Consider the following 25,399-nt stretch of genomic DNA (forward strand, 5'->3'; position numbering starts at 1 on the left):
GGGCATCCCCCTGCTGGTCGAGGAGTGGCGGGAAGGGTTTTCCAGCGCGAAGCCGCCGAGGGTGGTCGAGGCGTGGGCCGCGTGGCGTGGGCACCGCCGGCTGTGAGAGGGACGGGAATGGAACCGACCGAGAGCGCCGCTGCGGGCTCACGGCTGCGTCTGCGCCGGATGGCGGTCGCATGGCGCACGGTCCGTGGCACCGGGCGGCCCCCGGGACGTCCGGGCGCAAAGGAGCGCGCCGCCGGGCGGCATCCCGGAGACGGGCGTGCCGCGGGGCAGCGCGCCGCAGCCGACGGCCGGGGCGCCGTGCCGCCGCAGCCGGGCGCCGAGCACCCCACGGGTCTGTCCGCGGCGGAGGCCGAACGGCACCGTTCCTGGCCCGCGTTGCCCGCCGTGGTCGTCGCGGCGGCCGGGTGCGTCCTGGGCGCCGGCTTCTACCGGGCGTTCACCGGCGGCCACGCGCTCTTCCCGTCCGGCACCGCCGGCTGGTCCCTGGCCGTGCTCACCGGCATCATCGTCGGCCACCTGGTCATGCTGGGCCGCGCCCGCTGGTGGGGCGGCACCGGCTCCGGCGCCGCGCTGACCCTGGCCGCACTGCTGATGTACGGCTGGGTGCCGGCCGGCCTGGTCAGCCTCACCGTCGTGGTGCTGGTCGGCGCCGCCCGGCGGGGCCGCCGGCGCCAGGGCGTGCTGCACGGCGCCGCCGAGCTGCTCGGCATCGGCGCCGGCGCCCTGGTGCTGGGCGTGCTCGGCTCCGTACCGTCCGTGGAGAACCCCACCAGACCAGACACCTGGACGTTCTCCACCGCCCTGGAGACCGTCCTGGTCGCCGTCGTCTACCTGACGGTCACCCGTGTCCTGCTGTGGTACCTGCACGCCCCGAGGGCCGGTCTGCCCACCGTCGCCCGCACCGCGCTGGTCCGCCAGGGCCTGGTCGCCGTCGCCCTGCTCGGCATCGCCCCGCTGGTGTGCGTCGTCGCCGCCGCCCAGCCGGTGCTGCTGCCGCTGTTCGCCATCCCGCTGATCGCCCTCGACTCCACCCTGTGGATAGCCCGGGCCCGGGCGGAGGAGCAACTGCGCGACCCGCTGACCGGACTCCCCAACCGCCAGTGGCTGCTGGAACGCATCTGGACCGCCCTCGACGACGCCGAGCGCATCGACGCCCGCACCGCCCTGGTGCTGATCGACCTCGACCGGTTCCGCTCGGTCAACGACACTCTCGGTCACCTCGCCGGCGACCGGCTGCTGCTCCAGATAGCCGACCGGCTGCGCCTCGCCCTGCCGCGGGGCGCGGAGGCCGCCCGGCTCGGCGGCGACGAGTTCGCCGTCTTACTGCCGGTCGCCGACTCGACCACCTCGGCGACCCGCATCGCCCGCGGCCTTGTCGCGGCCCTCAGTTCCCCGCTCGACCTCGACGGACTCACCCTCGTGCTGGAGGCCAGCGCCGGAGTCGCCGTCTTCCCCGATCACGCCCTGGACGCCGAGGGGCTGCTGCGCCGCGCGGACGTGGCCATGTACCAGGCCAAGAGGGACCGTACGGGCGTGGAGGTCTACGAGTCCAAGCGCGACTGCAACACCCCCGACCGGCTGGGCCTGCTCGGCGATCTGCGCCGGGCCCTGGACGCCCACGAGGTCTCCCTGCACTACCAGCCCAAGGTCCGCTTCGACGGACAGGTCGCGGGCCTGGAGGCTCTGGTCCGGTGGGTGCACCCCGAGCGGGGCAAGGTGCCGCCGGACGAGTTCATAGCGATCGCCGAGTCCTCCGGGCTGATGCCCCACCTCACCGAGTACGTGCTGGAGTGCGCCCTCGCGCAGGTCGCCCGGTGGCGCGCGCAGGGCCTGTACGTCCCGGTCGCCGTCAACGTCTCCCCCCGCGACGTCCACACCCCCGGCTTCGCCGGGTCCGTCGCCGCCCGGCTGGCCCGCCACGGCGTCCCCGCGGGCGCCCTGCAACTGGAGATCACCGAGCACGTGCTGCTGGAGGACCCGCAGCGCGCCGCCGACACCCTCAACGCCCTCACCGGCCACGGCGTGAAGATGTCCCTGGACGACTTCGGCACCGGCTACTCCTCGCTGGTGCACCTGCGCAGGCTCCCGGTGAGCGAGCTGAAGATCGACCGGTCCTTCGTGGCCCGGCTCGCCGTCGACACCGAGGACGCCGAGATCGTGCGCTGCACCGTCGACCTGGCCCACTCCCTCGGCCTGCTCGTCGTCGCCGAGGGCGTCGAGGACGACGAGACCTGGGAGCGCCTGCGCGACCTGGGCTGCGACGCCGTACAGGGCTGGCTGGTGGCCGCCGCGATGCCCGCCGAGGAGACCACGGCGTGGCTGCGGGCGCGCGGCTCGCGCGGCTGGCAGCGGCCGGCGGCGGCCCTGCCCGCGGCGGCCGACGACCCGGGGCGCATCTGACCGCTCCCTCCGGAAAGGCAGCCACGCCCGGGGCCTGCGGGGCTCTCCGCCCACGGGCCCGGTGGGGCCACGCCGTGAAGGGGCCGCACCCGGCTCGGTGAGGCGCCACCCCGCGCAGCCCGCGGGAGGGCGGGAGCCGTACGGCACCCGCTTCCCGCGGCGCCCGGCGCGGCACGCCCGCCGCCGATGCCGAGGAGCGCCCGCGGCAAACCGTTTCACGTGCACAGGTCCCCGCCCCCTAGGATTGGGGCTAGTCGTCACCTTCCCGTCCGCCGCGCGACGCCTGGCACACCGCCCGCCGCCGTGCGGCCCGCCCTTCGGGCGGAGGACGGGAACGCGGCGGCCAGCCCCGGCCACAAACCACACACTCACCCCAGAGGATCGCTGCATGCCTGGCATCACGCGCGAGGAGGTCGCCCACCTCGCCCGGCTGGCGCGTCTGGAGCTGAAGCCCGAAGAGCTCGACCACTTCGCCGGCCAGCTGGACGACATCATCGGCGCGGTGGCCCGCGTCAGTGAGGTCGCCGACCGAGACGTCCCGCCGACCTCCCACCCGCTGCCGCTGACGAACGTCATGCGCGCGGACGAGGTCCGTCCGTCGCTCACCCCCGAGCAGGCGCTGTCCGGCGCCCCGGCCCAGGAGCAGCAGCGTTTCAAGGTGCCGCAGATCCTGGGGGAGGAGTGACCCGCATGACGGACATCATCAAGCTCACCGCGGCCGAGACCGCCGAGAAGATCGCCTCCGGCGAGCTCACGGCCGTCGAGGTCACCGAGGCCCACCTCGCCCGGATCGAGGCGGTCGACGAGAAGGTGCACGCCTTCCTGCACGTCGACCGTGAGGGCGCCCTCGCCCAGGCCCGGGCCGTCGACGACAAGCGGGCCCGGGGCGAGAAGCTCGGCCCGCTGGCCGGCGTGCCCCTCGCGCTGAAGGACATCTTCACCACCGAGGGCGTGCCCACCACCGTCGGCTCCAAGATCCTCGAGGGCTGGATCCCGCCGTACGACGCGACGGTCACCAGGAAGCTGAAGGCCGCCGACGTCGTCATCCTCGGCAAGACCAACATGGACGAGTTCGCCATGGGGTCCTCCACCGAGAACAGCGCCTTCGGGCCGACCGGCAACCCCTGGGACCTGACGAAGATCCCCGGCGGTTCGGGTGGCGGTTCCTCCGCCGCGCTCGCCTCCTTCCAGGCGCCGCTGGCCATCGGCACCGACACCGGCGGCTCCATCCGCCAGCCCGCCGCCGTCACCGGCACGGTCGGGGTGAAGCCGACGTACGGCGCGGTGTCGCGCTACGGCATGGTCGCCTTCTCCTCCTCCCTCGACCAGGGCGGGCCCTGCGCCCGTACGGTCCTGGACGCGGCCCTGCTGCACGAGGTGATCGCCGGGCACGACCCGCTGGACTCGACCTCCATCGACGCCCCGGTCCCGCCGGTCGTCGAGGCCGCCCGCAACGGCAGCGTCGCGGGCATGCGCGTCGGCGTGGTCAAGCAGTTCCGCGGCGAGGGCTACCAGGCCGGTGTCATCCAGCGCTTCGACGAGTCCGTGGAGCTGCTCAAGGAACTCGGCGCCGAGATCGTCGAACTGGACTGCCCGTCCTTCGACCTGGCCCTGTCGGCGTACTACCTGATCGCCCCGAGCGAGTGCTCGTCGAACCTGGCCCGCTTCGACGGCCTGCGCTACGGCCTGCGCGTCGGCGACGACGGCACGCACTCCGCCGAGGAGGTCACCTCCCTGACCCGCGAGGTGGGCTTCGGCCCCGAGGTCAAGCGCCGCATCATGCTCGGCACGTACGCGCTCAGCTCCGGCTACTACGACGCGTACTACGGCAGCGCCCAGAAGGTCCGCACGCTCATCAAGCAGGACTTCGACGCGGCGTTCGAGCAGGTGGACGTGATCGTCTCCCCGACGACCCCGACCACCGCCTTCCCGATCGGCGAGCGCGCCGACGACCCGATGGCGATGTACCTCGCCGACCTGTGCACCATCCCGACCAACCTGGCCGGCAACGCGGCGATGTCGCTGCCCTGCGGCCTCGCGCCCGAGGACAACCTGCCGGTCGGTCTCCAGATCATCGCCCCGGTCATGAAGGACGACCGCCTGTACAAGGTGGGCGCCGCCGTCGAGGCCGCCTTCGTGGAAAAGTGGGGCCACCCGCTGCTCGAGGAGGCTCCGTCGCTGTGAGTGCCCTGACCAAGGCCAAAGGCTTCAAGAAGTCCAAGTCCGGCCTGTACGTGTCGATGGCCACCTCGGCCTTCGGCGTGATCGGTGTCGTCAAGCAGATCAAGAAGGCCCGCAGCGAGAGCGACACGCTGCGGCTGATCGACGCCGTCGTGACCGGCGCCGCTGTCGTCACCAACCTCGCCATCCTGTACCGCGAGCTGAAGCGTCTCGGCGACGACGACGTCCTGCTGGGCTGAGAGGGAAGTTTCACCGTGACCACCACGACCGACCTGGTGTCGTACGAGGACGCACTCGCGTCGTACGACCCCGTCATGGGCCTCGAGGTCCATGTGGAACTCGGCACCAAGACCAAGATGTTCTGCGGCTGTTCGACCGCGCTCGGCGCCGAGCCGAACACCCAGACCTGCCCCACCTGCCTCGGCCTGCCCGGCTCGCTCCCGGTCGTCAACGCGACCGGCGTCGAGTCCGCGATCAAGATCGGTCTCGCGCTGAACTGCGAGATCGCCGAGTGGTGCCGCTTCGCCCGGAAGAACTACTTCTATCCGGACATGCCGAAGAACTTCCAGACCTCCCAGTACGACGAGCCGATCGCCTTCAACGGCTACCTCGACGTACAGCTGGAGGACGGCGAGACCTTCCGCGTGGAGATCGAGCGCGCCCACATGGAGGAGGACACCGGCAAGTCCACCCACGTGGGCGGCGCCACCGGCCGGATCCACGGCGCGTCGCACTCGCTGCTGGACTACAACCGCGCCGGCATCCCCCTCATCGAGATCGTCACCAAGCCGATCGTCGGCGCCGGCGAGCGCGCGCCGGAGGTCGCCAAGGCGTACGTGCGGGAGCTGCGCGAGGTCATCCGGGCGCTCGGCGTGTCCGAGGCCCGCATGGAGATGGGCCAGATGCGCTGCGACGTGAACCTGTCGCTGAGGCCCAAGGGCGCCGAGAAGTTCGGCACCCGCTCCGAGACAAAGAACGTCAACTCGCTCAGGTCCGTGGAGCGCGCCTGCCGGTACGAGATCCAGCGCCACGCGGCCGTGCTCGACGGCGGCGGTTCGGTGATCCAGGAGACCCGGCACTTCCACGAGGACACCGGCACCACGACCTCCGGCCGGACCAAGGAGGAGGCCGAGGACTACCGGTACTTCCCGGAGCCCGACCTGGTGCCGGTGGCACCGTCCCGCGAGTGGGTCGAGGAGATCCGCGCCGCGCTGCCCGAGCTGCCGCTGGTGCGCCGCAACCGGCTCCGCGAGGAGTGGGGCGTCTCCGCCACCGACATGCAGGCCATCCTCAACGCCGGTGCGCTGGAGCTGATCGTCGCCACGATCGACGCCGGTGCCGACGCGGCCTCCGCCCGCAAGTGGTGGATGGGTGAGCTGGCCCGCAGCGCCAACGAGTCCGGCAAGGCCCTGGACGAGCTGGCGATCACGCCGCAGCAGGTCGCCCGGATCAGCGAGCTGGTCGCCAAGGGCGACCTGAACGACAAGCTGGCCCGCCAGGTCATCGAGGGCGTCCTCGCGGGCGAGGGCACCCCGGACGAGGTCGTCGACCAGCGCGGCCTGAAGGTCGTCTCCGACGAGGGCGCGCTGACCGCCGCCGTGGACGAGGCCATCGCCGGCAACCCGGCCATCGTGGACAAGATCCGCGGCGGCAAGGTGGCCGCCGCCGGTGCCCTGGTCGGCGCGGTCATGAAGGCGACGCGCGGGCAGGCCGACGCGGCCCGGGTGAAGGAGCTGATCCTGGAGAAGCTCGGCGTCAGCGAGGGCTGACCGCGACCTCAGGCACGGGGGATGCACCGGTCCCGGTGCATCCCCCTCGGCATGCCCGCCGACCGGAGGCGCTACGCTCCCCGGCCATGAGTGGACGCCCTGATTCCGATACACAACCGGAGACAGCCGAGGTCACGGACTCAGCGACCACGCAGGTGGAGCACGACGAGGACCCGGCCTACGAGGACCCGGCCTACGAGGACCCGGCCTATGAGGCCCGGCGGGCCCGCTGGACCGCCGCCACGACGGGAGCCCTGCTGACCCTGGCGGGCCTGGCCGCGGCGCTGCTCCGCGCGACCGGTCCCGCCCCCGCCCTGGTCCCGCTCGCCTACGCCTGCGGGGCCGCCGTCTGCGCCCTGGCCGCCTTCCTGGGCTCCCGGGGCCGCACCCGTCGGGCGCTGTGGCTGCTGATCGCCGGCGTGATGGTGATGGCGCTGGGGGACCAGTTCGACTGAGTGACAGAGTTCACCGGATTGTCATGTGAGGTGCCTCCCACTGTTGTGAACAACCCCACGAACCCGACAAACGATCTTTTCGGCCTGTAAGAGTGGCTGGGCATTGCTCATGCGTTCTTTGCGGGTCGTTCAGTGCATGGACGTCTGTTCCCGGCCAAAGATCCACAATCAGTACCTCTGGGAGCTCGTTCGTGGCAGCCCTCGCACGCTGGTGTGTCCAACGCCGTCTGGTCGCCGTCCTGCTGTGGCTCCTCGCCTTCGCCGGGGTCACCGCCGCCGCCTGTGCCGCCGGGTCCGCGTACTCCAACGACTACAAGGTCCCCGGCACCGAGTCCGGCCGCGCCACCCAGCTGCTGCACGAGGGCTTCCCCGGCCTCGGCGGTGACAGCGACACCGTCGTCTGGCACACCACGTCCGGCACGGTGCGCGCCGCCGACGTCGAGCAGACGATGACCCGCACCCTGGAGCGCATCGAGAAGCTGCCCGGCGTCGCCGCCGTGACCAGCCCCTACGACGGCCACGGCGCGGGCCGCGTCAGCGCGGACGGCCGTACGGCGTACGCCACGGTCACCTTCGACGACCAGGCGCAGGACATCGACAAGGCCGAGGCGCAGGCCGTCGTCGACACCGCCAGGGCCGCCGGGAGCGACGGGCTCCAGGTCGAGCTGGGCGGCAGCGCCGTGGGGCTCACCGAGTCCTCCGGCGGACACCTCGCCGAGGTCGTCGGCGTGGTCGTCGCCGCCGTCGTGCTCTTCCTCGCCTTCGGCTCGCTCGCCGCCAGTCTGCTGCCCATCGCCACCGCGCTGGTCGGCGTCGGCACCGCCTACGCGGGGATCGGGCTGCTCGGCCACGCCATGACCGTCGCCGACTTCGCGCCCATGCTCGGCATGCTGATCGGGCTCGGCGTCGGCATCGACTACGCGCTGTTCATCGTGACCCGGCACCGGCGCGGGCTCAAGCGCGGCCTGTCCGTCGCCGAGGCCGCCACCCACGCCGTCGCCACCACCGGTCGCGCCGTCGTCTTCGCGGGTGCCACCGTTTGCATCGCGCTGCTCGGCATGCTGATCCTGCGGCTGAGCTTCCTCAACGGCGTCGCCGTCGCCGCCTGCCTCACCGTGATCCTGACGGTCGCGGCCTCCGTGACCCTGCTGCCCGCCCTGCTGTCCTTCATCGGCCCGCGCGCCCTGAGCCGCCGCGAGCGGCGCCGGCTGGCCGAGCACGGGCCCGAGCCGGAGCTGCCCACCGGCTTCGCCGCCCGCTGGTCCGCCTTCGTCGAGCGCCACCCCAAGGTGCTCGGCGCCGCGGCCCTGGCCGTCATGGCCGTCCTCGCGCTGCCCACGTTCTCCCTGCACCTGGGCACCTCCGACCAGGGCAACGACCCGAAGACGGCCACCACCCGCCAGGCCTACGACCTCCTCGCCGACGGCTTCGGCCCGGGCGTCAACGGCCCCCTCACCCTCGTCACCGAGGTGCACGGCGCCGAGGACCGGCTCGCCCTGGACCAGCTCGACGGCACCCTGCGCGCCACCGAGGGCGTCGCCTCCGTCACGCCGGTGACCTACGGCTCCGGCGGCGACACCGCGTACCTCACCGTCGTACCGGAGTCCGCGCCGCAGTCGCAGCGCACCAGCGACCTCGTCGACCGGCTGCGCGAGGAGGTGCTGCCGCGCGCCGAGGCCGGGACCTCCCTCGATGTGCAGGTCGGCGGTGTGACGGCCGGCTACGACGACTTCGCCGACGTCATCGTCGGCAAGCTGCCGGTCTTCGTCGGCGCCGTGATCGGGCTGGGCTGCCTGCTGCTCCTGCTGGCGTTCCGGTCGGTCGGCATCCCGCTCAAGGCCGCCGCCATGAACGTGGCCGCCGTCGCCGCCGCCTTCGGCGTCGTCGTCGCGATCTTCCAGTGGGGCTGGGGCAGCGACCTGCTCGGGCTGGGCAGCGCCGGGCCCATCGAGCCCTTCCTGCCCGTGATCATGGTGTCGGTCCTCTTCGGGCTCTCCATGGACTACCAGGTCTTCCTGGTCAGCCGGATGTACGAGGAGTGGCTGGAGACCGGCGACAACCGCCGTGCCGTGCGCGTCGGCCTCGCCGAGACCAGCCGGGTGATCAACTCGGCGGCGGTCATCATGATCTCCGTCTTCCTCGCCTTCGTGCTCAGCGGCGACCGCGTGATCGCCATGTTCGGCATCGCGCTCGCCACCGCCGTCGCCCTCGACGCCTTCGTCCTGCGTACGCTCCTCGTCCCCGCGCTGATGCACCTGCTCGGCGGCGCCAACTGGTGGCTGCCCCGCTGGCTCGACAAGCGCCTGCCGCGCATCAGCATCGAGCCGCCCGAGTCCCGTGCCGCCCATGAGAGGCTGGCCGCCGCGACGGACGCCGAGGTGGCGGACGTCCTGGCGGAGGAGGAGCGCGGGCGGGATGTACGCGATATCCCTGGGTGACGACCGAGCACAACTGCGGCCCCTGGAGCCCTGGCACGCCGGGGAGTTCCTGGCGCACCTGGAGCGGGGGAGGGAGTTCATCGGGCGCTACATCCCCTTCGGGTCGACCGAGACGGACCTGGCCTCGGCCCGCGCCAAGCTCCAGCGTTACGCCGACATGCGGGCCGCCGACACCGGTTCCCTGCACGGCCTGTGGCTGGACGGGACGCTCGTGGGCGGTGTGCTGTTCCTCAACTTCGACGCGGCGGGCGGCACCTGCGAGGTCGGCTGCTGGCTGGAACCCGCCGCCACCGGGCGCGGCCTCGTCACACGCGCGATGCGGGTGCTCCTCGACTGGGCCGTCGAGGAGCGCGGCATCCACCGCGTGGAGTGGGTCGCCGCCTCCGGGAACCAGGCCAGCATCAACGTCGCCCGGCGGCTCGGCATGACCCGGGACGGGGTGCGGCGCGCGGCCCACCTTCACCACGGGGTGCGGCACGACCTCGAGGTGTGGTCCGTGCTCGCGCCCGAGTGGCGCGCCGCACGCGCGCGTGCCACCGGCCACGCGCGTTAAGGAACCTCTCAGAGAGCGTCCGTACGGTGCCGGGCATGGGAACCAGGACAGTGGACGAGACCGCGGCCGCCGAGGCCGGGACCGACGAGGAGACGGTGCGGGCCACCGGCTCCGAGGAGAGCACCGAGGGCACCGCGGCCGGGCCCGCCACCGGGGAGGGCCCCTTGGGCACCGGGCAGGGAGCCGGCGCGATCGTGTCCGTGGCCCTCGGCGTCGTCTCGCTCACCGGAAGCTGGCTCGGCACCGTGGCCGCCGCCCGTGAGACCCTCATCGGCCAGCTGCGGACCGCCTCGACCGCGGGCGTCGGCAAGCAGGTCCAGGAGGTGTACGGCGACGCCTGGCACACCAGCGCGCTGTGGGGCGGCCTGTTCGCGCTGACCGCGCTGGTCGTCGGCGTCGTGGTGCTGGCCAGGCCCGCCTTCGGGGTGCCCGGCCGGCCACAGGCGCCGTGGATCAGGTCGGCTGCCTGGGCGGGCGTCACCCTCGGCGTGATCGGCCTGCTCCTGGCCGTCCTGAAGTACACCGACGTCCTGCTCGGACTGCCCGCCACGGGCTGAGCCACCGCAGGTCCCGAGGGGTCTTAGGGCATCCGTAAGCACCTTACGGAGCACCTGAGGCCCCTCCCGCGCGTCTAAGGCCCCGGCCGCCGCCGAAGATGCGGAACTTACCCGATGTGGCGGACCCGCCTGGGAGACGAAGGTGGAGGCATCGCAGCAAGCGAAGGCTCCACCGACCTCTCACCAGGAGAACACCGTGTTCGAGTACGAACTCCAGCAGTCCCGTTCCGCCGAACTCATCCGCCGGGCCGAGCACGAGCGGCTGGTCCGCGAGGCCACCCGCGCCCGCCGCGCCGCCCGCCGCGCAGCGGCCCACGACACCGCCGGGGCGGAGAGCCATACCCGCCGCTCCCGCCGGTACCGATTCGCCCGCACGGCATGAGTGCGCGGGCGCGGGAGGGCGGCCGCACCGGGGACGGCCGCCCTCCCGCGAGGGCCTGGTTCCGGCCAGGGGACGCCCCTCGCAGCCAGGGCGCTCGTGCCGCGGGAGCCGCCCCGTGAAAACAAGTGCCGCGCTGTCACTGCCGCATGCGATGCTCAGGACCGTGCAGACCAGGTCCGTCAGTCCCGTGTTCGTCGGCCGTGGCGACGAGTTGGGCACCTTGAACGACGCGCTCGCCCGGGCTGCCGCGGGCGAGCCGCAGGCGCTGCTCCTCGCCGGCGAGGCCGGCGTCGGCAAGACCCGCCTCGTCGAGGAGTTCGCCACCGCCGCGCACCGCCGGCAGGCCGTCGTCGCGCTCGGCGGCTGTGTGGAGATCGGCGCCGACGGGCTGCCCTTCGCACCGTTCTCCACCGCCCTGCGGGCCCTGCGCCGCGAACTGCCCGACCAGCTGGCCGCAGCGGCCGCCGGGCAGGAGGACGAACTCGCCCGGCTGCTGCCCGAGCTGGGCACCGCCGCCGCCCGGGAATCGGCCCGCCACGACGAGGAGGCCATGGCCCGCCTCTTCGAGCTCACCGCCCGCCTGCTGGAGCGGGTCGCCGCCGACCACACCGTCGTCCTGGTCCTGGAGGACCTGCACTGGGCGGACGCCTCCACCCGCCACCTGCTCGCCTACCTCTTCCGCACGCTGCGCACGGGCCGCCTCGTCGTCCTGGCCACCTACCGCTCCGACGACATCCACCGCCGCCACCCGCTGCGTCCGCTGCTCGCCGAACTCGACCGGCTGCGCACGGTCCGCCGTATCGAGCTGGGCCGCTTCACCCGCGACGAGGTCGGCCGCCAGATCGCCGGCATCCTGGAGCGGGAACCCCACCCCGACGAGGTCGACGAGATCTTCGAACGCTCCGACGGCAACGCCTTCTTCGTCGAGGAACTCGCCGTCGCCGCCCACCAGGGCTGCCGCACCGGCCTGACCGACTCGCTGCGCGACCTGCTCCTGGTCCGCGTCGAGAGCCTGCCGGAGAGCGCCCAGCGGGTCGCGCGGATCGTCGCCGAGGGCGGATCCACCGTCGAGTACCCGCTGCTGGCCGCCGTCGCCGGGCTCGCCGAGGACGACCTCATCGAGGCCCTGCGGGTCGCCGTCAACGCCAACCTCCTCCTCACCGCCCCCGGCGGCGACGGTTACCGCTTCCGCCACTCCCTGGTCCGCGAGGCCGTCAGCGACGACCTGCTGCCCGGCGAGCGCTCCCGCATCAACCGCCGCTACGCCGAAGCGCTGGAGGACGACCCGGCACTCGTCCCCGCCGACGAACGGATCATGCGCCTGGCCAGCTACTGGTACCACGCCCACGACGCCGCCAAGGCCCTGCCCGCCGTCCTGGACGCCTCCGCCGAGGCCCGCCGCCGGCACGCCTACGCCGAGCAACTGCGGCTCCTGGAACGGGCGATGGACCTGTGGGACGCCGTCCCCGCCGAGATACGGCGGACCCTGCGCCCCGCCGACTACACCGAGGCATACCCCCCGCCCCGGCCCGAAGGCCCGTTGCGCTACCTCGACCTGATGGCCGAGGCCGCCGTCGCCGGACGGCTGTGCGGGGAGCGCGAACGCGCCCTGAAGATCACCAAGCGGGCCCTGCGCCTGCTGGAGCAGGAGCCCGATCCGCTGCGCGCCGCCTGGTTCTGGGTCCAGCGCTCCCGGCTGACCCAGGCCCTGGCCCGCGGCGACGGCTGGGCCGAACTCGGCACCGCCCAGGACCTGGTGCGCGGCCTTCCCCCGTCCGAGGTGCACGCCGAGGTGCTCGCGCTGGCCGCGGGCTGGTCGATGCTGCACGAGCCGGGCCCCGACGCGATGGCCGCCGCCGAACGCGCCGTCGAGTACGCGCGCATGGTCGGCGCCGACGACATCGAGCTGAACGCCCGCCTCACCCTCGGCGGCCTCATGGTCGACGCGGGCGCCGTGGAGACCGGCCTCGCCGAGATGTACGAGGTCAAGGAACGGGCGGCGCAGCTCGGCGCGACGGGCGTGCTCAGCCGCAGCTACATCAACCTGCCCTCCGTCCTGGAGGGCGTCGGCCGCTCGAAGGAGGCGGTGGACATCCTCCGGGAGGGCGTCCGGCTCACCCGCAGGCTGGGCCGGCTGGACTCCGACGGCTGGGTGTGGGGCAACCTCGCCGAGTCGCTGCACTCGCTGGGCCGCTGGGACGAGGCCGTCGAGGCCGCCGCCAACGCCCAGGGCATGGAGCAGAGCGCCAAGCCGCGCACCGGCGGTCTGCTGCGCCTGGCCCACCTGGCCTTCGACCGGGGCGACCTCGCCGAGGCCGCCCGCCACCTGAACGCCGCCCGGTCCTGCTTCGGCACCCACGACCCCATGCCGCAGTACACCCTGCCGATGAGCTGCCTCGCCATCGGTCTGGCCGCGGCCGAGGGCCGTCTCGCCGACGCCCGCGCCGAACTGCTCACCGTGCTCGCCGCGGGATTCCCGCCCGGCCTCCAGCGCTACGGCTGGCCGCTGCTGCTCACGGCCACCACCGCCGAGGCCGACGCCCTCGCCGACCCGGCCGCGGAAGCCGGCCGCCCGGACATCCTCGACCGTATCCGCCAGGCCGCGAAGACCCTGGCCGCCGGGGTTCCCGTGTGGCAGGCGTACGACCAGTGGCTGCGCGCCGAACTGCTGCGCGCGGAAGGCCGGCCCTCCCCAGGCGAGTGGACCGCGGCGGTCACCGCCCTGGAGCCGTTGGAGCGGCCCTACGATCTGGCGCGCGTCCGCTACCGGCTCGCCGAGGCGCTGCTGGCCTCCGGTGCGGGCGAGGACGAGCGGGCCCGGGCCACGGAGCTGCTCCGGCTGGCCGGCGCCGTCGCCGACCACCTCGGCGCCCGGCCGCTCGCCGACGCCGCCGCCCAGCTCGCCCAGCGCGCCCGGCTCCCCGTCGGCAGGGCCCCGGAGCCGGTGCTCGCCCCTGCCGACCCGGCCGAGGCGCTCGGCCTCACCAGCCGGGAACGCGACGTGCTGCGCCTGGTCGCCGCCGGCCGCACCAACCGGCAGATCGCCGAGGAGCTGTTCATCTCCCCGAAGACCGCGAGCGTCCACGTCTCCAACATCCTCGCCAAGCTCGGCGTCGCCGGCCGGGGCGAGGCGGCGGCGGTGGCGCACCGGGTGGGGCTGGTTCCGGCCGGAACAGCCACCTCGCGGACCACGGGCTGAGGCTTACGCTGTCAGGGATACCGCGGCCGAGGGAGGCCTTCGTGTTCAACGTCTTCGAAGAACTGTTCGCACCCGGCCGCAAGCACACCCGCGACGAGCAGAAACGGCTGGAGCTGACCCGGGAGGACGTCGGGGACGGTGACCCGGGCCGGGGGCCGATAGACCTGGCCTCGGGGGTCGTCGTCGTACGACCGCCCGCCCAGGATCCGGACAGCACTTCGCACAGTGCCAAGCCGGGATGCTCGGCGAAGATAAAGAAAGCCTGGTAACGAAAGGACGAAAGATGCGTGCAGCGGAGCTGGCGGCACCTGGCGGGGGACCCGACGGCCCGCCGTGGCTCGGCATCGTCTTCGGCGTCCTCGTGGTGATCGGAGCTGTCTTCTTCGCCGTGAGCCTCCTGCGAGGCCGCGGAAAGTAAAGACAGAGGATCGGCGGCGCAGCCTACCGAAGTTCCTTTCGTGAACAACTACTTCACCTGCACCTCCAGGATCCGGTCATCGCCGTTCTCCGGGTTGCCCCGGCCGTCCGTGTTGCTGGTGGTCAGCCACAGCCTGTCGCCGCCCGCCGGAACCACCGTGCGCAGCCGGCCGTACTCGCCCTCGAGGAAGGCCTGCGGGTCCGCCGAGGCCTCCGTGCCCTTCAGGGGGATACGCCACAGGCGCTCGCCGCGCAGGCCCGCCATCCAGACCGAGCCCTGGGCGTAGGCGATGCCGCTGGGGGAGGCCTCGTCGGTGCTCCACTGGGCGATCGGGTTGCGGAAACGGGTGTCGTCGGATCGGCCCTCGGCCTCGGGCCAGCCGTAGTTGCCGCCCGGCTTGATCGCGTTCAGCTCGTCCCAGGTGTTCTGCCCGAACTCCGCGGCGAACAGGCGCTGCCTGCTGTCCCAGGCCAGGCCCTGCACATTGCGGTGGCCGAACGAGTAGACGGGCGAGTTGGGGAAGGGGTTGCCGGGGGCCGGCTCGCCCTCCGGGGTCAGGCGCAGGATCTTGCCGCCCGTGGACTTCCTGTCCTGGGACAGGCCGGTGTCGCCGCTCTCGCCCGTGCCCACGTACAGCATCCGGTCCGGGCCGAAGGCGATCCGGCCGCCGTTGTGGATCACGCCCTTGGGGATGCCCTTGAAGATCGTGTCCGGGGCGCCCAACTGCTCGCCGGAGGGCTTGCTCTCGTCGTACAGCATTCGGACGACGCGGTTGTCCGAGGCCGAGGTGAAGTACGCGTAGACCATGTGGTCGGAGGCGTAGCCGGGGGAGAGCGCGATGCCGAGCAGGCCGCCCTCGCCGGCCGCGGAGACCCCCGGCACCTCGCCCAGCTCGGTCTTCCTGCCGGTCCTGTCGTCGACGCGCACGATCGTGCCCTCGTCCCGGGAGGAGACGAGCAGGTCACCGTCCGGCAGCGGGGCCAGCCCCCAGGGGCTGTCGAGGCCGGTGGCGACCGTGCGGAGCACCTTCACGGAGCCCTGCGCGGGAGGAGCCTGCTCGGTGGCCTGCCCGGTGGCCCGCCCCGACGGGTCCGCCTGCCCGGCCGTCCTGCCCGGAGTGGGCGCACCGCCCCGGCCGCCCGCCGCACCCCCGTCGCCGGAGGAGCAGCCGGCCGTCAGCAGGAGCGTGGCCGCGGCCAACACGGCCGTCACAGCTCGATGTTGCACGATCTCGGTCCCTTCGACGCGGACGGGTTCTCCCTGTCATACACCGCCCGCACCTCACAAGTTCCCGATCACCCGAACCCGAACCCGCCAGTGCCCTGGCCACCGCCCCTTGGGGACCCGGCGCTGCCGTCCGGCGCCCGCAACCGCCACCGTGCAGGCCCGGGCACCCGCGCCGGGCCGTACGCCACCGCCGAACGGCCGCCCACCGCCCGCCCCGGGCCGGCCCGGCCTCGGTGGGCGGGTCACGACGGGCTGGTGCCTGGGACGCGGGGGTGAGCGCCGGCGCCTCAAGCCCGGGGGCCGCGCCCCGGCCCGGCCCCGGGGGGCGTCCGGCGGCGCCGCTCGGGGGGCGCTCAGTCCCACGACCCCTGCGCCGCCGGCAGTTCCGCCACCTCCGCCAGATCCTCGGCCGTCAGGCGCAGGGCCGCCGAGGCCGCGTTCTGGGTCACCCAGCGCTCGTGCTTCGCGCCCGGGACAGGAACCACGTGCCGGCCCTGGGCCAGGACCCAGGCCAGTGCCACCTGCGCCGGCGTAACGTGCTCGCCGTGCCGGGCGGCTATCCGGCGTAGGCCCGCCACGATCGGCTGGTTGGCGGCCATCATCTCGGCCGTGAAGCGGGGGTGCCGGGCGCGGACGTCGTCCGCCTCGAAACCCTCGCCGGGCGTCAGCGTGCCGGTCAGGAAGCCGTTGCCGAGCGGCATCGCGGCGAGGAAGCCGACCCCGCGCGCCTCGCACCACGGCAGCAGCGCCTCCAGGGCCTCCGGCGACCACACCGACAGCTCGGCCTCCACCGCGCTGACCGGGAACACCTGCTGCACCCGCTCCAGCTGCCGGATCGTCGCGTCGTGCAGCCGCGTACCCGGGCGGCGCGCCGAGCGCGCCCCGACCGCGCACAGCCCCAACGCCCGTACCTTCCCGGCCTGGACGAGCTCCGCCATCGCGCCCCAGGTCTCCTCCACCGGGACCTCCGGGTCGGCGCGGTGCAGCTGGTACAGGTCGATGACATCCGTCTGGAGACGGCGCAGCGACGCGTCGCAGGCCCGCCTGACGTACCCGGGACGGCCGTTGGCCACGAGGTGCTGGTCGCCCACCAGCAGACCGACCTTCGTCGACACGAACGCGTCGGCCCGCCGCTGCTTCAACACCCGCCCCAGCAGCAGCTCGTTGGTGAACGGGCCGTACATGTCGGCCGTGTCCAGCAGGGTCGAGCCCAGGTCGAGCGCCCGGTGCACCGCCCTGAGCGACTCCTCGCCGCGCCGCCGCGAAGCGCTGTACGCCCAGCTCATCGGCATGCACCCGAGTCCGACGGCCCCCACCGCGAGGGTCGCCGCCCCGATCGTCCTGCGCTCCACCTGGTCGTGACCCTCCCTCGTACGGCCACCCCAACCTAACCTCTGCCGTCCGACGCCCCTGACATAGCCTCCGACCATGACTGCTGACGTGTGGCTGCCCCTCCCGCAGGACGAGATCGACGGGCTCCCCGAGGGCCTGAACTACCGTTTCTGGAACGGCGAGGAGTTCCCCGCCGACCCGGCCGACTGCGCCTTCTACGTCGTCCCCTACATGAAGCCCAGCCCGCTGTGCGTACGCCCCCTGCCCCGGATGACGTCCGTACAGGTCGTGCAGACCCTGTCCGCCGGCATCGACCACGTCGAACCCGGGCTGCACCACCTGCGCCCGGGGGTGACGCTGTGCAACGCGCGCGGCGTGCACGAGGCCAGCACCGCCGAACTGACGCTCGCGCTGATCCTGGCGTCGCTGCGCGGCATCCCCGACTTCGTCCGGGCGCAGGACAGGGGAGAGTGGCTCGGCGGTTTCCGGCCCGCCCTGGCCGACCGGAACGTCCTCATCGTGGGATACGGGTCCATCGGCGCGGCCATCGAGGACCGGCTCGTGCCTTTCGAGGTGGCGCGTGTGGCGCGCGTCGCGCGCTCCGAGCGCACCACGGCGCGCGGGCATGTGCACCCGCTCACCGAACTGCCCGCCCTGCTTCCGGAAGCGGACGTCGTCATCCTCTCCACGCCCCTCACCGAGTCCACCCGCGGGCTGGTCGACGAGGGTTTCCTGGCGCGGATGAAGGACGGCGCGCTGTTGGTGAACGTCTCCCGCGGGCCCGTCGTCGACACCAAGGCCCTGCTCGCCGAGCTGGACCGTGGCCGGATCCGTGCGGCCCTCGACGTCACCGACCCCGAGCCCCTGCCGGCCGAACACCCCCTGTGGCGTGCGCCCGGCGTGCTCATCAGCCCGCACGCCGGCGGACCCACCTCCGCGTTCCTGCCGCGCGCCCGGCGGCTGCTGGTGGACCAGTTGAGGCGTTTCGTGAACCGGGAGCCGCTGCGCAACGTGATCCTGACGACGGGCGCGACCAGCGCGTAAACCCTTTTCGAGTACCGTTCGCGATCCTCCGGACGCGGTGGGTACTCGTATATCGGCCGACCGTCACGGAGAGTAGAGAACCTATGTCCCTGAGTGACGAGACTGGTGTATCGTCCCGACAGGGGCTGCGCCGCGCACCGTTCGGCGCCGGGGATGGAGCACTTCAGACTGTGAGGGGGGCGACGGGCGATGCACGGCCTATGGACGAGCGATCCGACGCGGCGGAGCCGTCGGCTGCGACCCTGGCGAACGGCCGCGCGCAGACGCGGTCGGCACAGCGGCGACCACAGCCATCACAGCGGCCACCGCAGCCACCACAGTCCTCATCACCGCGGGCACGGCAGCCGCAGGAAGCCGGCCCAGGCGGCGCACCGGGACCCTCGGGACGCGGCAGCGGAGCGCACCGGGAGGCCCCGATGAGCGCGCCCACCCCCACCCTCGACGGGGCGCTGCAGGCCCAGCCCGCGCCGGGGACGCTGCTGACCCGGCCGTCGCCCTCCGGCCCCCGGCCGGGTGCGGCCCCCCAGCTCGTCCTGGCCCTGGTCTGCGCCGCCTATGCCGTGGGCGCCGCGTTCGGCTGGGGCTCACAGCGCCTGGCCCTGATCATGGGCGACTTCGGGCTGAGCGCCGCCGCGGGCACCGCCGCCGTGTCCTGTGTCCTCTACGCCCGCAGCCGCTGCATCCGTTTCCGGCCCGCCTGGCTGCTGTTCGGCCTCTCCTCGGCGATGGCGGCCCTGGGCAACCTGGTCTGGGGGTGGTACGAGGTCGTCCTCGGACAGCCCGTCCCCAGCCCCTCGTACGCCGACCTGTTCTTCCTGTGTTTCGCCCCGCCCGCCATCGTGGGGCTGCTGGTGCTCGCCAAGCGGCCCGTGAGGAAGGCCGGCTGGGTCTGCCTCGGGCTGGACGCCTGGCTGATCGGCGGCTCGCTGCTCACCCTGGCCTGGAGCCTCGCGCTCGCCCAGGCCGCGAAGACGGAAGGGCCGGGCGTGGCGCACACCGCGCTGTCGCTGGCGTACCCGCTGCTCGACATCGTGCTGATCAGCATGGTGCTGGCGCTGCACTTCCGGCGCTCGGCGGTGAACCGCACGGCGATCAACACCGCGATCAGCGGCCTGGCGCTGACCCTGATGTGCGACGCCCTGTTCACCTCGCCGCTCATGCACGACAGCTACCGCTCCGGCCAGCTCCTCGACGCCGGCTGGTTCGCGGGCTCGCTGATCCTGGCGTACGCCCCGTGGGCCGCGCCACGCGGCGGGCAGCAGGACGCCGACTGGCAGGGCACCGAGGGGCACACGCGCGTGGCGCACGAGCACGTGCCCGGGCAGCGCGGCGCACCCCCTGCGCACCCGCCGCTGCCGGGCGGCGAGCACGCCCGGTACCCGGTCGCCCGGCCCGTCGCCGGCTCGCTGGCCGCGCTCACGCCGTACCTCGCGGCCGCGGTGTGCACGCTGGGAATCCTCTACAACGTCCTCAACGGCCGCAGCGTGGACCGCGTGGTGCTCATCACCGGCGGCACCGTGGTGCTCGCGCTCGTGGTGCGGCAGGGGATCATGCTGCGGGACAACATCACCCTCACCCAGGAACTGGCGCAGAAGGAGAACCACTTCCGCTCCCTGGTGCAGGGCTCCAGCGACGTCATCATGATCGCCGCGCCCAGTGGCGTCCTCCGGTACGTCTCCCCGGCCGCCGCCGGTGTGTACGGCCGCCCCGCGGAGGAGCTGGTGGGGACGGAACTGGCCGACCTCATCCACCCGGAGGACCTGGGCTGCGTCGTGCACGAGGTGCGCCGCTTCCTCGCCGCCGACCCGGTCGAGGAACCCACCACGCGTATCGAGTGCCGCTTCCGGTCGGGCGACGGCGGCTGGCTGAACGTCGAGTCGACCGTCAACCGCCACCACGGCGGCCTCATCTTCAACAGCCGGGACGTGACCGAGAGAGTGCGGCTGCAGGCGCAGCTCCAGCACAACGCCGAGCACGACCCGCTGACCGACCTGCCCAACCGGGCCCTGTTCACCAGGCGTGTGCAGCAGGCGCTGTCCGGCCGCCGCGCCACCGACCGGGGCCAGGCCCTGCGCAACACGGCCGTGCTCTTCATCGACCTCGACGGTTTCAAGGCCGTCAACGACACGATCGGCCACCAGGCCGGGGACGAACTGCTCGTCCAGGCCGCCCGCAGGCTCCAGGACGCGGTCCGGCAGGGGGACACCGCCGCCCGGCTCGGCGGCGACGAGTTCGCGGCCCTGATCGTCGGCGACACCACCCGCGACCGGTCCGCCCGCGAACGGCACATCGTGGAGCTCGCCGACCGCCTGAGAGGCACCCTGTCGCAGCCGTACCTCATCGACGGCAACGATGTCCGCGTCAACGCCTCCATCGGCGTGGCCTTCGCCGAACCGGGCCTCGGCGCGGGGGAGCTGCTGCGCAACGCCGACCTGGCGATGTACCGCGCCAAGGCGGGCGGCAAGGGCCGCGTCGAGCTGTACAGGCCGCAGATGCAGCAGGACGTCGTACGCAAGAGTGAGCTGGCCACGCGTCTGCGGGCCGCGCTGCACGACGGCGAGTTCGCGCTGCTGCACCAGCCGGTGGTGTGCCTGGCCGACGGCCGGATCACCTCGGTGCACGCGCAGGCGCGCTGGCGCTCCTCACAAGGGGTGCTCTTCACGCCCGCCGAGTTCCTGCGGGTGGCCGAGGACGGCGACAGGACCGCCGAACTGGAGCGGTGGATGCTCCAGAAGGCCGTCGAGCAGGCCGCCGAACGGCACGCGAGGGGCCTGTCCGTGCCGGTGACGGTGCGCACCAGCGCCCGCCGGCTGCTGGACCGGTCACTGCCGCTCGGCTCGGTCGAGGCGCTGCTGACCCGGCACGGGCTGCCGCCCGGGTCGCTGATCGTCGAACTGTCCGACACCGAGTCGAGGGCCGGCCTCGACGAGCTGGAGCGCCGCCTGAACGCGCTCAGGCGGGTCGGGGTCCGGATCTCGCTCGACGGGTTCGGCAGCGGCTGCGCGGCGATCACGGCCCTGAGAAGGCTCCCGGTCGACATCCTCAAGCTCGACCGCGGTCTGGTCGAGGGCGTCGTCGAGTCCGCGCGGCTGCACAAGATCACCAGTGGGCTGCTGAGGATCGCCACCGACCTCGGACTGCAGTCCGTGGCCGAGGGAGTGGATCTTCCCGAACAGGCCGTCGCCCTGCGTGCGATGGGCTGCACCCACGGACAGGGCATGGCCTTCTCCGGCCCGCTGGACGAGTACCGGCTGCGCCGGGCGCTGGACACCGGCCACTACCCGCTGCCGCACGGACCGGCCGAGCCGGCGTTCGCGGGCGGCGCCGTACCACGGGCGTACGGCACGGGGGTGTCCGTGTCCGGGGTGTCCGCCGTCCTGGGAGGTGGCGCCACCCGCCGTTCACATAATGAGACTCCCGTCCCACCCACTTGACAGTGGGGGCGTGCCGGGGGGAGGGTCAGTGCCATGCGCACCCGAATTCTCGTACTTGGAAAGCGCGTCGGCTGACGCTGAGCTCTGACCGCTCAGCGATCCCACCCGGCGCGCTCCCCTCGCTTGCCTTACGGCACGAGGGGTTTTTTGTTGCACGGGCACCAGTCGTGCAGCATACGAAATCCGCCCAAACTTCGCAGCAACCCTCAGCATCGAGAAGAGAATGCCGATGACCGAGCAGGCCTCCGGGGCCCCTCACCCTCAGCCGCGGCCCCGATCCTCAGGACACCAGTCCGCGCCCGAGCACGTCACGGGTGCGCAGTCCCTCATCCGTTCTCTCGAGGAGGTCGGCGCCGACACGGTATTCGGCATTCCGGGCGGTGCGATCCTTCCGGCGTACGACCCGCTGATGGACTCCACCAAGGTGCGCCACGTCCTGGTCCGCCACGAGCAGGGCGCCGGCCACGCGGCCACCGGCTACGCGCAGGCCACCGGCAAGGTCGGTGTCTGCATGGCCACCTCCGGACCGGGCGCCACCAACCTGGTCACCCCGATCGCGGACGCCCACATGGACTCCGTCCCGCTGGTCGCGATCACCGGCCAGGTGGCGTCGAAGGCGATCGGCACCGACGCCTTCCAGGAGGCGGACATCGTCGGCATCACCATGCCGATCACCAAGCACAACTTCCTCGTCACCAAGGCCGAGGACATCCCGAGGGTCATCGCGCAGGCGTTCCACATCGCCTCCACCGGCCGCCCCGGCCCGGTCCTGGTGGACATCGCCAAGGACGCGCTCCAGGCGAAGACCACCTTCTCCTGGCCGCCCACCATGGACCTGCCCGGCTACCGCCCGGTGACCAAGCCGCACGCCAAGCAGATCCGCGAGGCCGCCAAGCTCATCACCCAGGCCAGGCGCCCGGTGCTGTACGTCGGCGGCGGCGTGCTGAAGGCGAAGGCCACCGCGGAACTGAAGGTCCTCGCCGAGCTCACCGGCGCGCCCGTCACCACCACCCTGATGGCGCTCGGCGCGTTCCCCGACCAGCACCCGCAGCACCTGGGCATGCCCGGCATGCACGGCTCGGTCGCCGCCGTCACCGCCCTGCAGAAGGCCGACCTGATCGTCGCCCTCGGGGCCCGCTTCGACGACCGCGTCACCGGCAAGCTGGACAGCTTCGCCCCGTACGCCAAGATCGTCCACGCCGACATCGACCCGGCGGAGATCGGCAAGAACCGGGCCGCCGACGTGCCGATCGTCGGGGACGCCCGCGAGGTCATCGCCGACCTGATCCAGGCCGTGCAGAAGGAGCACAGCGAGGGCCACCGGGGCGACTACACCGCCTGGTGGAACGACCTCGACCGCTGGCGCGAGACCTACCCGCTCGGCTACGACCAGCCCGGCGACGGCTCGCTCTCCCCGCAGCAGGTCATCGAGCGCATCGGGCAGCTCGCCCCTCAGGGCACGATCTTCGCGGCGGGTGTCGGCCAGCACCAGATGTGGGCCGCGCACTTCATCGAGTACGACAAGCCGGGCACCTGGCTGAACTCCGGCGGCGCCGGGACGATGGGCTACGCCGTCCCGGCCGCGATGGGCGCCAAGGCCGGCGCTCCGGACCGCACCGTCTGGGCGATCGACGGCGACGGCTGCTTCCAGATGACCAACCAGGAGCTCACCACCTGCGCGCTGAACAACATCCCGATCAAGGTCGCCATCATCAACAACGGCGCCCTCGGGATGGTCCGCCAGTGGCAGACCCTGTTCTACAACCAGCGGTACTCCAACACCGTGCTGCACTCCGGCCCGCACGACGTCAACCCGGAGGCCCGCGGCACCCGCGTCCCCGACTTCGTGAAGCTGTCGGAGGCCATGGGCTGCTACGCCATCCGCTGCGAGGACCCGGCCGACCTCGACAAGGTGATCGAGGAGGCGAACTCCATCAACGACCGCCCGGTCGTGGTCGACTTCATCGTCCACGAGGACGCGATGGTCTGGCCGATGGTCGCCGCCGGAACCTCCAACGACGAGATCATGGCCGCCCGGGACGTCCGCCCCGACTTCGGCGACAACGAAGACGACTGAGCGAGAGAGACGAACGAGACATGTCCAAGCACACGCTCTCCGTGCTGGTGGAGAACACGCCCGGCATCCTCGCCCGGATCGCCGCGCTGTTCTCCCGCCGCGGCTTCAACATCGACTCGCTCGCCGTCGGCGTCACCGAGCACCCCGACATCTCCCGCATCACCATCGTGGTGAACGTCGAGGACCTGCCGCTGGAGCAGGTGACCAAGCAGCTCAACAAGCTCGTCAACGTGCTCAAGATCGTCGAGCTGGACCCGGCGCAGGCCGTGCAGCGCGAACTCGTCCTGGTGAAGGTGCGCGCCGACAACGAGACGCGCTCCCAGATCGTCGAGATCGTCCAGCTGTTCCGTGCCAAGACCGTGGACGTCTCCCCGGAGGCCGTCACCATCGAGGCCACCGGCAGCAGCGACAAGCTCTCCGCGATGCTGAAGATGCTGGAGCCGTACGGCATCAAGGAGCTCGTCCAGTCCGGCACGATCGCGATCGGCCGTGGCGCACGTTCGATCACGGACCGGTCGCTGCGCGCCCTGGACCGGTCGGCGTAACACCCGAGGCGGGCGGTCGGCGCGTCGCCGGCCGCCCGTATTCCGAGACCCCGAGACTTCCCTTCCGCCCCCCGTCATACGGTGGGACGCAACACCTGTACTCCCGAGGAGAGAACCCAAAGTGGCCGAGCTGTTCTACGACGCCGACGCCGACCTGTCCATCATCCAGGGCCGCAAGGTCGCGGTCATCGGTTACGGCAGCCAGGGCCACGCCCACGCCCTGTCGCTGCGCGACTCCGGCGTCGACGTGCGCGTCGGTCTGCACGAGGGCTCCAAGTCCAAGGCCAAGGCCGAGGAGCAGGGCCTGCGCGTGGTGACGCCCTCGGAGGCCGCCGCCGAGGCCGACGTCATCATGATCCTCGTCCCGGACCCGATCCAGGCCCAGGTGTACGAGGAGCACATCGCCCCGAACCTCAACGACGGCGACGCCCTGTTCTTCGGCCACGGCTTCAACATCCGCTTCGGCTTCATCAAGCCCCCGGCCGGCGTGGACGTCTGCATGGTCGCCCCGAAGGGCCCGGGCCACCTGGTCCGCCGCCAGTACGAGGAGGGCCGCGGCGTGCCCTGCATCGCCGCCGTCGAGCAGGACGCCACCGGAAGCGCCTTCGCGCTGGCCCTGTCGTACGCCAAGGGCATCGGCGGCACCCGCGCCGGCGTCATCAAGACGACCTTCACCGAGGAGACCGAGACCGACCTGTTCGGCGAGCAGGCCGTGCTGTGCGGTGGTACGGCCGCGCTGGTGAAGGCCGGTTTCGAGACGCTGACCGAGGCGGGCTACCAGCCGGAGATCGCCTACTTCGAGTGCCTGCACGAGCTGAAGCTGATCGTGGACCTCATGTACGAGGGCGGCCTGGAGAAGATGCGCTGGTCGATCTCCGAGACCGCCGAGTGGGGCGACTACGTCACCGGCCCGCGCATCATCACCGACGCCACCAAGGCCGAGATGAAGAAGGTCCTCGCCGAGATCCAGGACGGCTCGTTCGCGCAGCAGTGGATGGACGAGTACCACGGCGGCCTGAAGAAGTACAACGAGTACAAGCAGCAGGACTCCGAGCACCTGCTGGAGACCACCGGCAAGGAGCTGCGCAAGCTCATGAGCTGGGTGAACGAGGAGGCGTAAGCCTCACGGCCGGGGGCCGGGGCGTGTGGCTCCGGCCCCTTTGGCGAACCCGGGGTAACGTCGGTGGTACGGCGTTGTCCCACCCGTCCGCCCACGGACGGGTGATCCTTGTGAAGTGGCGTAAGACGACGCCCTCGGCGCCACTACACTGCTGCACTAATACGCGTCAGGCCCACAGCGTCGTGCGTCTTCCACGCGGCCACCACCCCTCCACCGCCTGCGGCCGTCGGGACGGCCGTCCGCAGCACTGGACTTGTGA

General features: G+C 72.5%; 20 protein-coding genes. 18 read left to right on the top strand and 2 right to left on the bottom strand.

From position 1 onward, the window contains the following. Positions 1–117: 117 nt before the first annotated feature. From AB0K80_RS18840 to AB0K80_RS18900, 13 genes are all read left to right on the top strand, one after another. Complete coding sequence (locus AB0K80_RS18840) at positions 118–2,409, top strand: bifunctional diguanylate cyclase/phosphodiesterase (protein WP_365670956.1); 2,292 nt, start codon at positions 118–120, stop codon at positions 2,407–2,409. 388 nt (positions 2,410–2,797) lie between these two features. After that, on the top strand, positions 2,798–3,094 hold the full coding sequence (gene gatC, locus AB0K80_RS18845) for an Asp-tRNA(Asn)/Glu-tRNA(Gln) amidotransferase subunit GatC (RefSeq protein ID WP_009190762.1): 297 nt from the start codon (positions 2,798–2,800) through the stop codon (positions 3,092–3,094). A 5-nt stretch (positions 3,095–3,099) separates the two neighbouring features. After that, the gene (gatA, locus tag AB0K80_RS18850) at positions 3,100–4,593 is read left to right on the top strand and encodes an Asp-tRNA(Asn)/Glu-tRNA(Gln) amidotransferase subunit GatA (RefSeq protein WP_365670958.1); all 1,494 of its coding nucleotides are present in this window, start codon (positions 3,100–3,102) and stop codon (positions 4,591–4,593) included. Then, positions 4,590–4,829 carry a hypothetical protein gene (locus AB0K80_RS18855; protein WP_365670960.1) on the top strand — a complete coding sequence of 80 codons (240 nt, stop codon included), beginning with the start codon at positions 4,590–4,592 and terminating at the stop codon, positions 4,827–4,829. The genes gatA and AB0K80_RS18855 overlap by 4 nt, the downstream gene beginning before the upstream one ends. A 15-nt stretch (positions 4,830–4,844) precedes the next feature. After that, positions 4,845–6,359, top strand: a complete 1,515-nt coding sequence (gene gatB, locus AB0K80_RS18860; protein WP_365670962.1) for an Asp-tRNA(Asn)/Glu-tRNA(Gln) amidotransferase subunit GatB — start codon at positions 4,845–4,847, stop codon at positions 6,357–6,359. 86 nt (positions 6,360–6,445) lie between these two features. Continuing rightward, positions 6,446–6,814, top strand: a complete 369-nt coding sequence (locus AB0K80_RS18865) for a hypothetical protein (protein ID WP_365670964.1) — start codon at positions 6,446–6,448, stop codon at positions 6,812–6,814. Positions 6,815–7,005: 191 nt separating this feature from the next. Beyond that, a complete protein-coding gene (locus tag AB0K80_RS18870) occupies positions 7,006–9,252 on the top strand; it encodes an MMPL family transporter (RefSeq protein ID WP_365670966.1) in 2,247 nt (748 codons plus the stop codon). Then, a complete protein-coding gene (locus AB0K80_RS18875) occupies positions 9,230–9,805 on the top strand; it encodes a GNAT family protein (protein WP_365670968.1) in 576 nt (191 codons plus the stop codon). The genes AB0K80_RS18870 and AB0K80_RS18875 overlap by 23 nt, the downstream gene beginning before the upstream one ends. Before the next feature lie 35 nt (positions 9,806–9,840). Beyond that, the gene (locus AB0K80_RS18880; RefSeq protein ID WP_365670970.1) at positions 9,841–10,362 is read left to right on the top strand and encodes a hypothetical protein; all 522 of its coding nucleotides are present in this window, start codon (positions 9,841–9,843) and stop codon (positions 10,360–10,362) included. Positions 10,363–10,558: 196 nt separating this feature from the next. Then, the gene (locus AB0K80_RS18885; protein ID WP_365670972.1) at positions 10,559–10,744 is read left to right on the top strand and encodes a hypothetical protein; all 186 of its coding nucleotides are present in this window, start codon (positions 10,559–10,561) and stop codon (positions 10,742–10,744) included. Between the two features lie 151 nt (positions 10,745–10,895). Continuing rightward, entirely contained in the window at positions 10,896–13,943 is a 3,048-nt protein-coding gene (locus AB0K80_RS18890; RefSeq protein WP_365671362.1) for an AAA family ATPase, read from the top strand. A 41-nt stretch (positions 13,944–13,984) separates the two neighbouring features. Continuing rightward, the gene (locus AB0K80_RS18895) at positions 13,985–14,212 is read left to right on the top strand and encodes a DUF6191 domain-containing protein (RefSeq protein ID WP_365670974.1); all 228 of its coding nucleotides are present in this window, start codon (positions 13,985–13,987) and stop codon (positions 14,210–14,212) included. 14 nt (positions 14,213–14,226) lie between these two features. Then, entirely contained in the window at positions 14,227–14,361 is a 135-nt protein-coding gene (locus AB0K80_RS18900) for a hypothetical protein (RefSeq protein ID WP_365670977.1), read from the top strand. A gap of 48 nt (positions 14,362–14,409) precedes the next feature. Here the strand turns inward: AB0K80_RS18900 and AB0K80_RS18905 are convergent, their stop codons facing one another. Together AB0K80_RS18905 and AB0K80_RS18910 are read right to left on the bottom strand one after the other, a co-directional pair. After that, positions 14,410–15,573 carry a PQQ-dependent sugar dehydrogenase gene (locus AB0K80_RS18905; RefSeq protein WP_365670979.1) on the bottom strand — a complete coding sequence of 388 codons (1,164 nt, stop codon included), beginning with the start codon at positions 15,571–15,573 and terminating at the stop codon, positions 14,410–14,412. A gap of 368 nt (positions 15,574–15,941) precedes the next feature. Then, positions 15,942–16,940, bottom strand: a complete 999-nt coding sequence (locus AB0K80_RS18910; RefSeq protein ID WP_365670982.1) for an aldo/keto reductase — start codon at positions 16,938–16,940, stop codon at positions 15,942–15,944. A gap of 76 nt (positions 16,941–17,016) precedes the next feature. Here AB0K80_RS18910 and AB0K80_RS18915 point away from each other — a divergent pair, with 76 nt between their 5' ends. From AB0K80_RS18915 to ilvC, 5 genes are all read left to right on the top strand, one after another. After that, positions 17,017–17,964 carry a 2-hydroxyacid dehydrogenase gene (locus AB0K80_RS18915; RefSeq protein ID WP_365670984.1) on the top strand — a complete coding sequence of 316 codons (948 nt, stop codon included), beginning with the start codon at positions 17,017–17,019 and terminating at the stop codon, positions 17,962–17,964. Positions 17,965–18,380: 416 nt separating this feature from the next. Further along, positions 18,381–21,398, top strand: coding sequence for an EAL domain-containing protein (locus AB0K80_RS18920; protein WP_365670986.1), 3,018 nt, complete (start codon positions 18,381–18,383; stop codon positions 21,396–21,398). A 229-nt stretch (positions 21,399–21,627) separates the two neighbouring features. Next, positions 21,628–23,475: an acetolactate synthase large subunit gene (locus AB0K80_RS18925; RefSeq protein WP_365670988.1), complete on the top strand. Its 1,848-nt coding sequence runs from the start codon at positions 21,628–21,630 to the stop codon at positions 23,473–23,475. A 20-nt stretch (positions 23,476–23,495) separates the two neighbouring features. Then, positions 23,496–24,020, top strand: a complete 525-nt coding sequence (ilvN, locus tag AB0K80_RS18930) for an acetolactate synthase small subunit (RefSeq protein WP_344605993.1) — start codon at positions 23,496–23,498, stop codon at positions 24,018–24,020. 121 nt (positions 24,021–24,141) lie between these two features. Beyond that, positions 24,142–25,140, top strand: coding sequence for a ketol-acid reductoisomerase (gene ilvC / locus AB0K80_RS18935; protein ID WP_365670990.1), 999 nt, complete (start codon positions 24,142–24,144; stop codon positions 25,138–25,140). The last annotated feature ends 259 nt before the right edge of the window (positions 25,141–25,399 follow it).

The organism is Streptomyces sp. NPDC052682 (assembly GCF_040678435.1).
GTDB lineage: Bacteria > Actinomycetota > Actinomycetes > Streptomycetales > Streptomycetaceae > Streptomyces.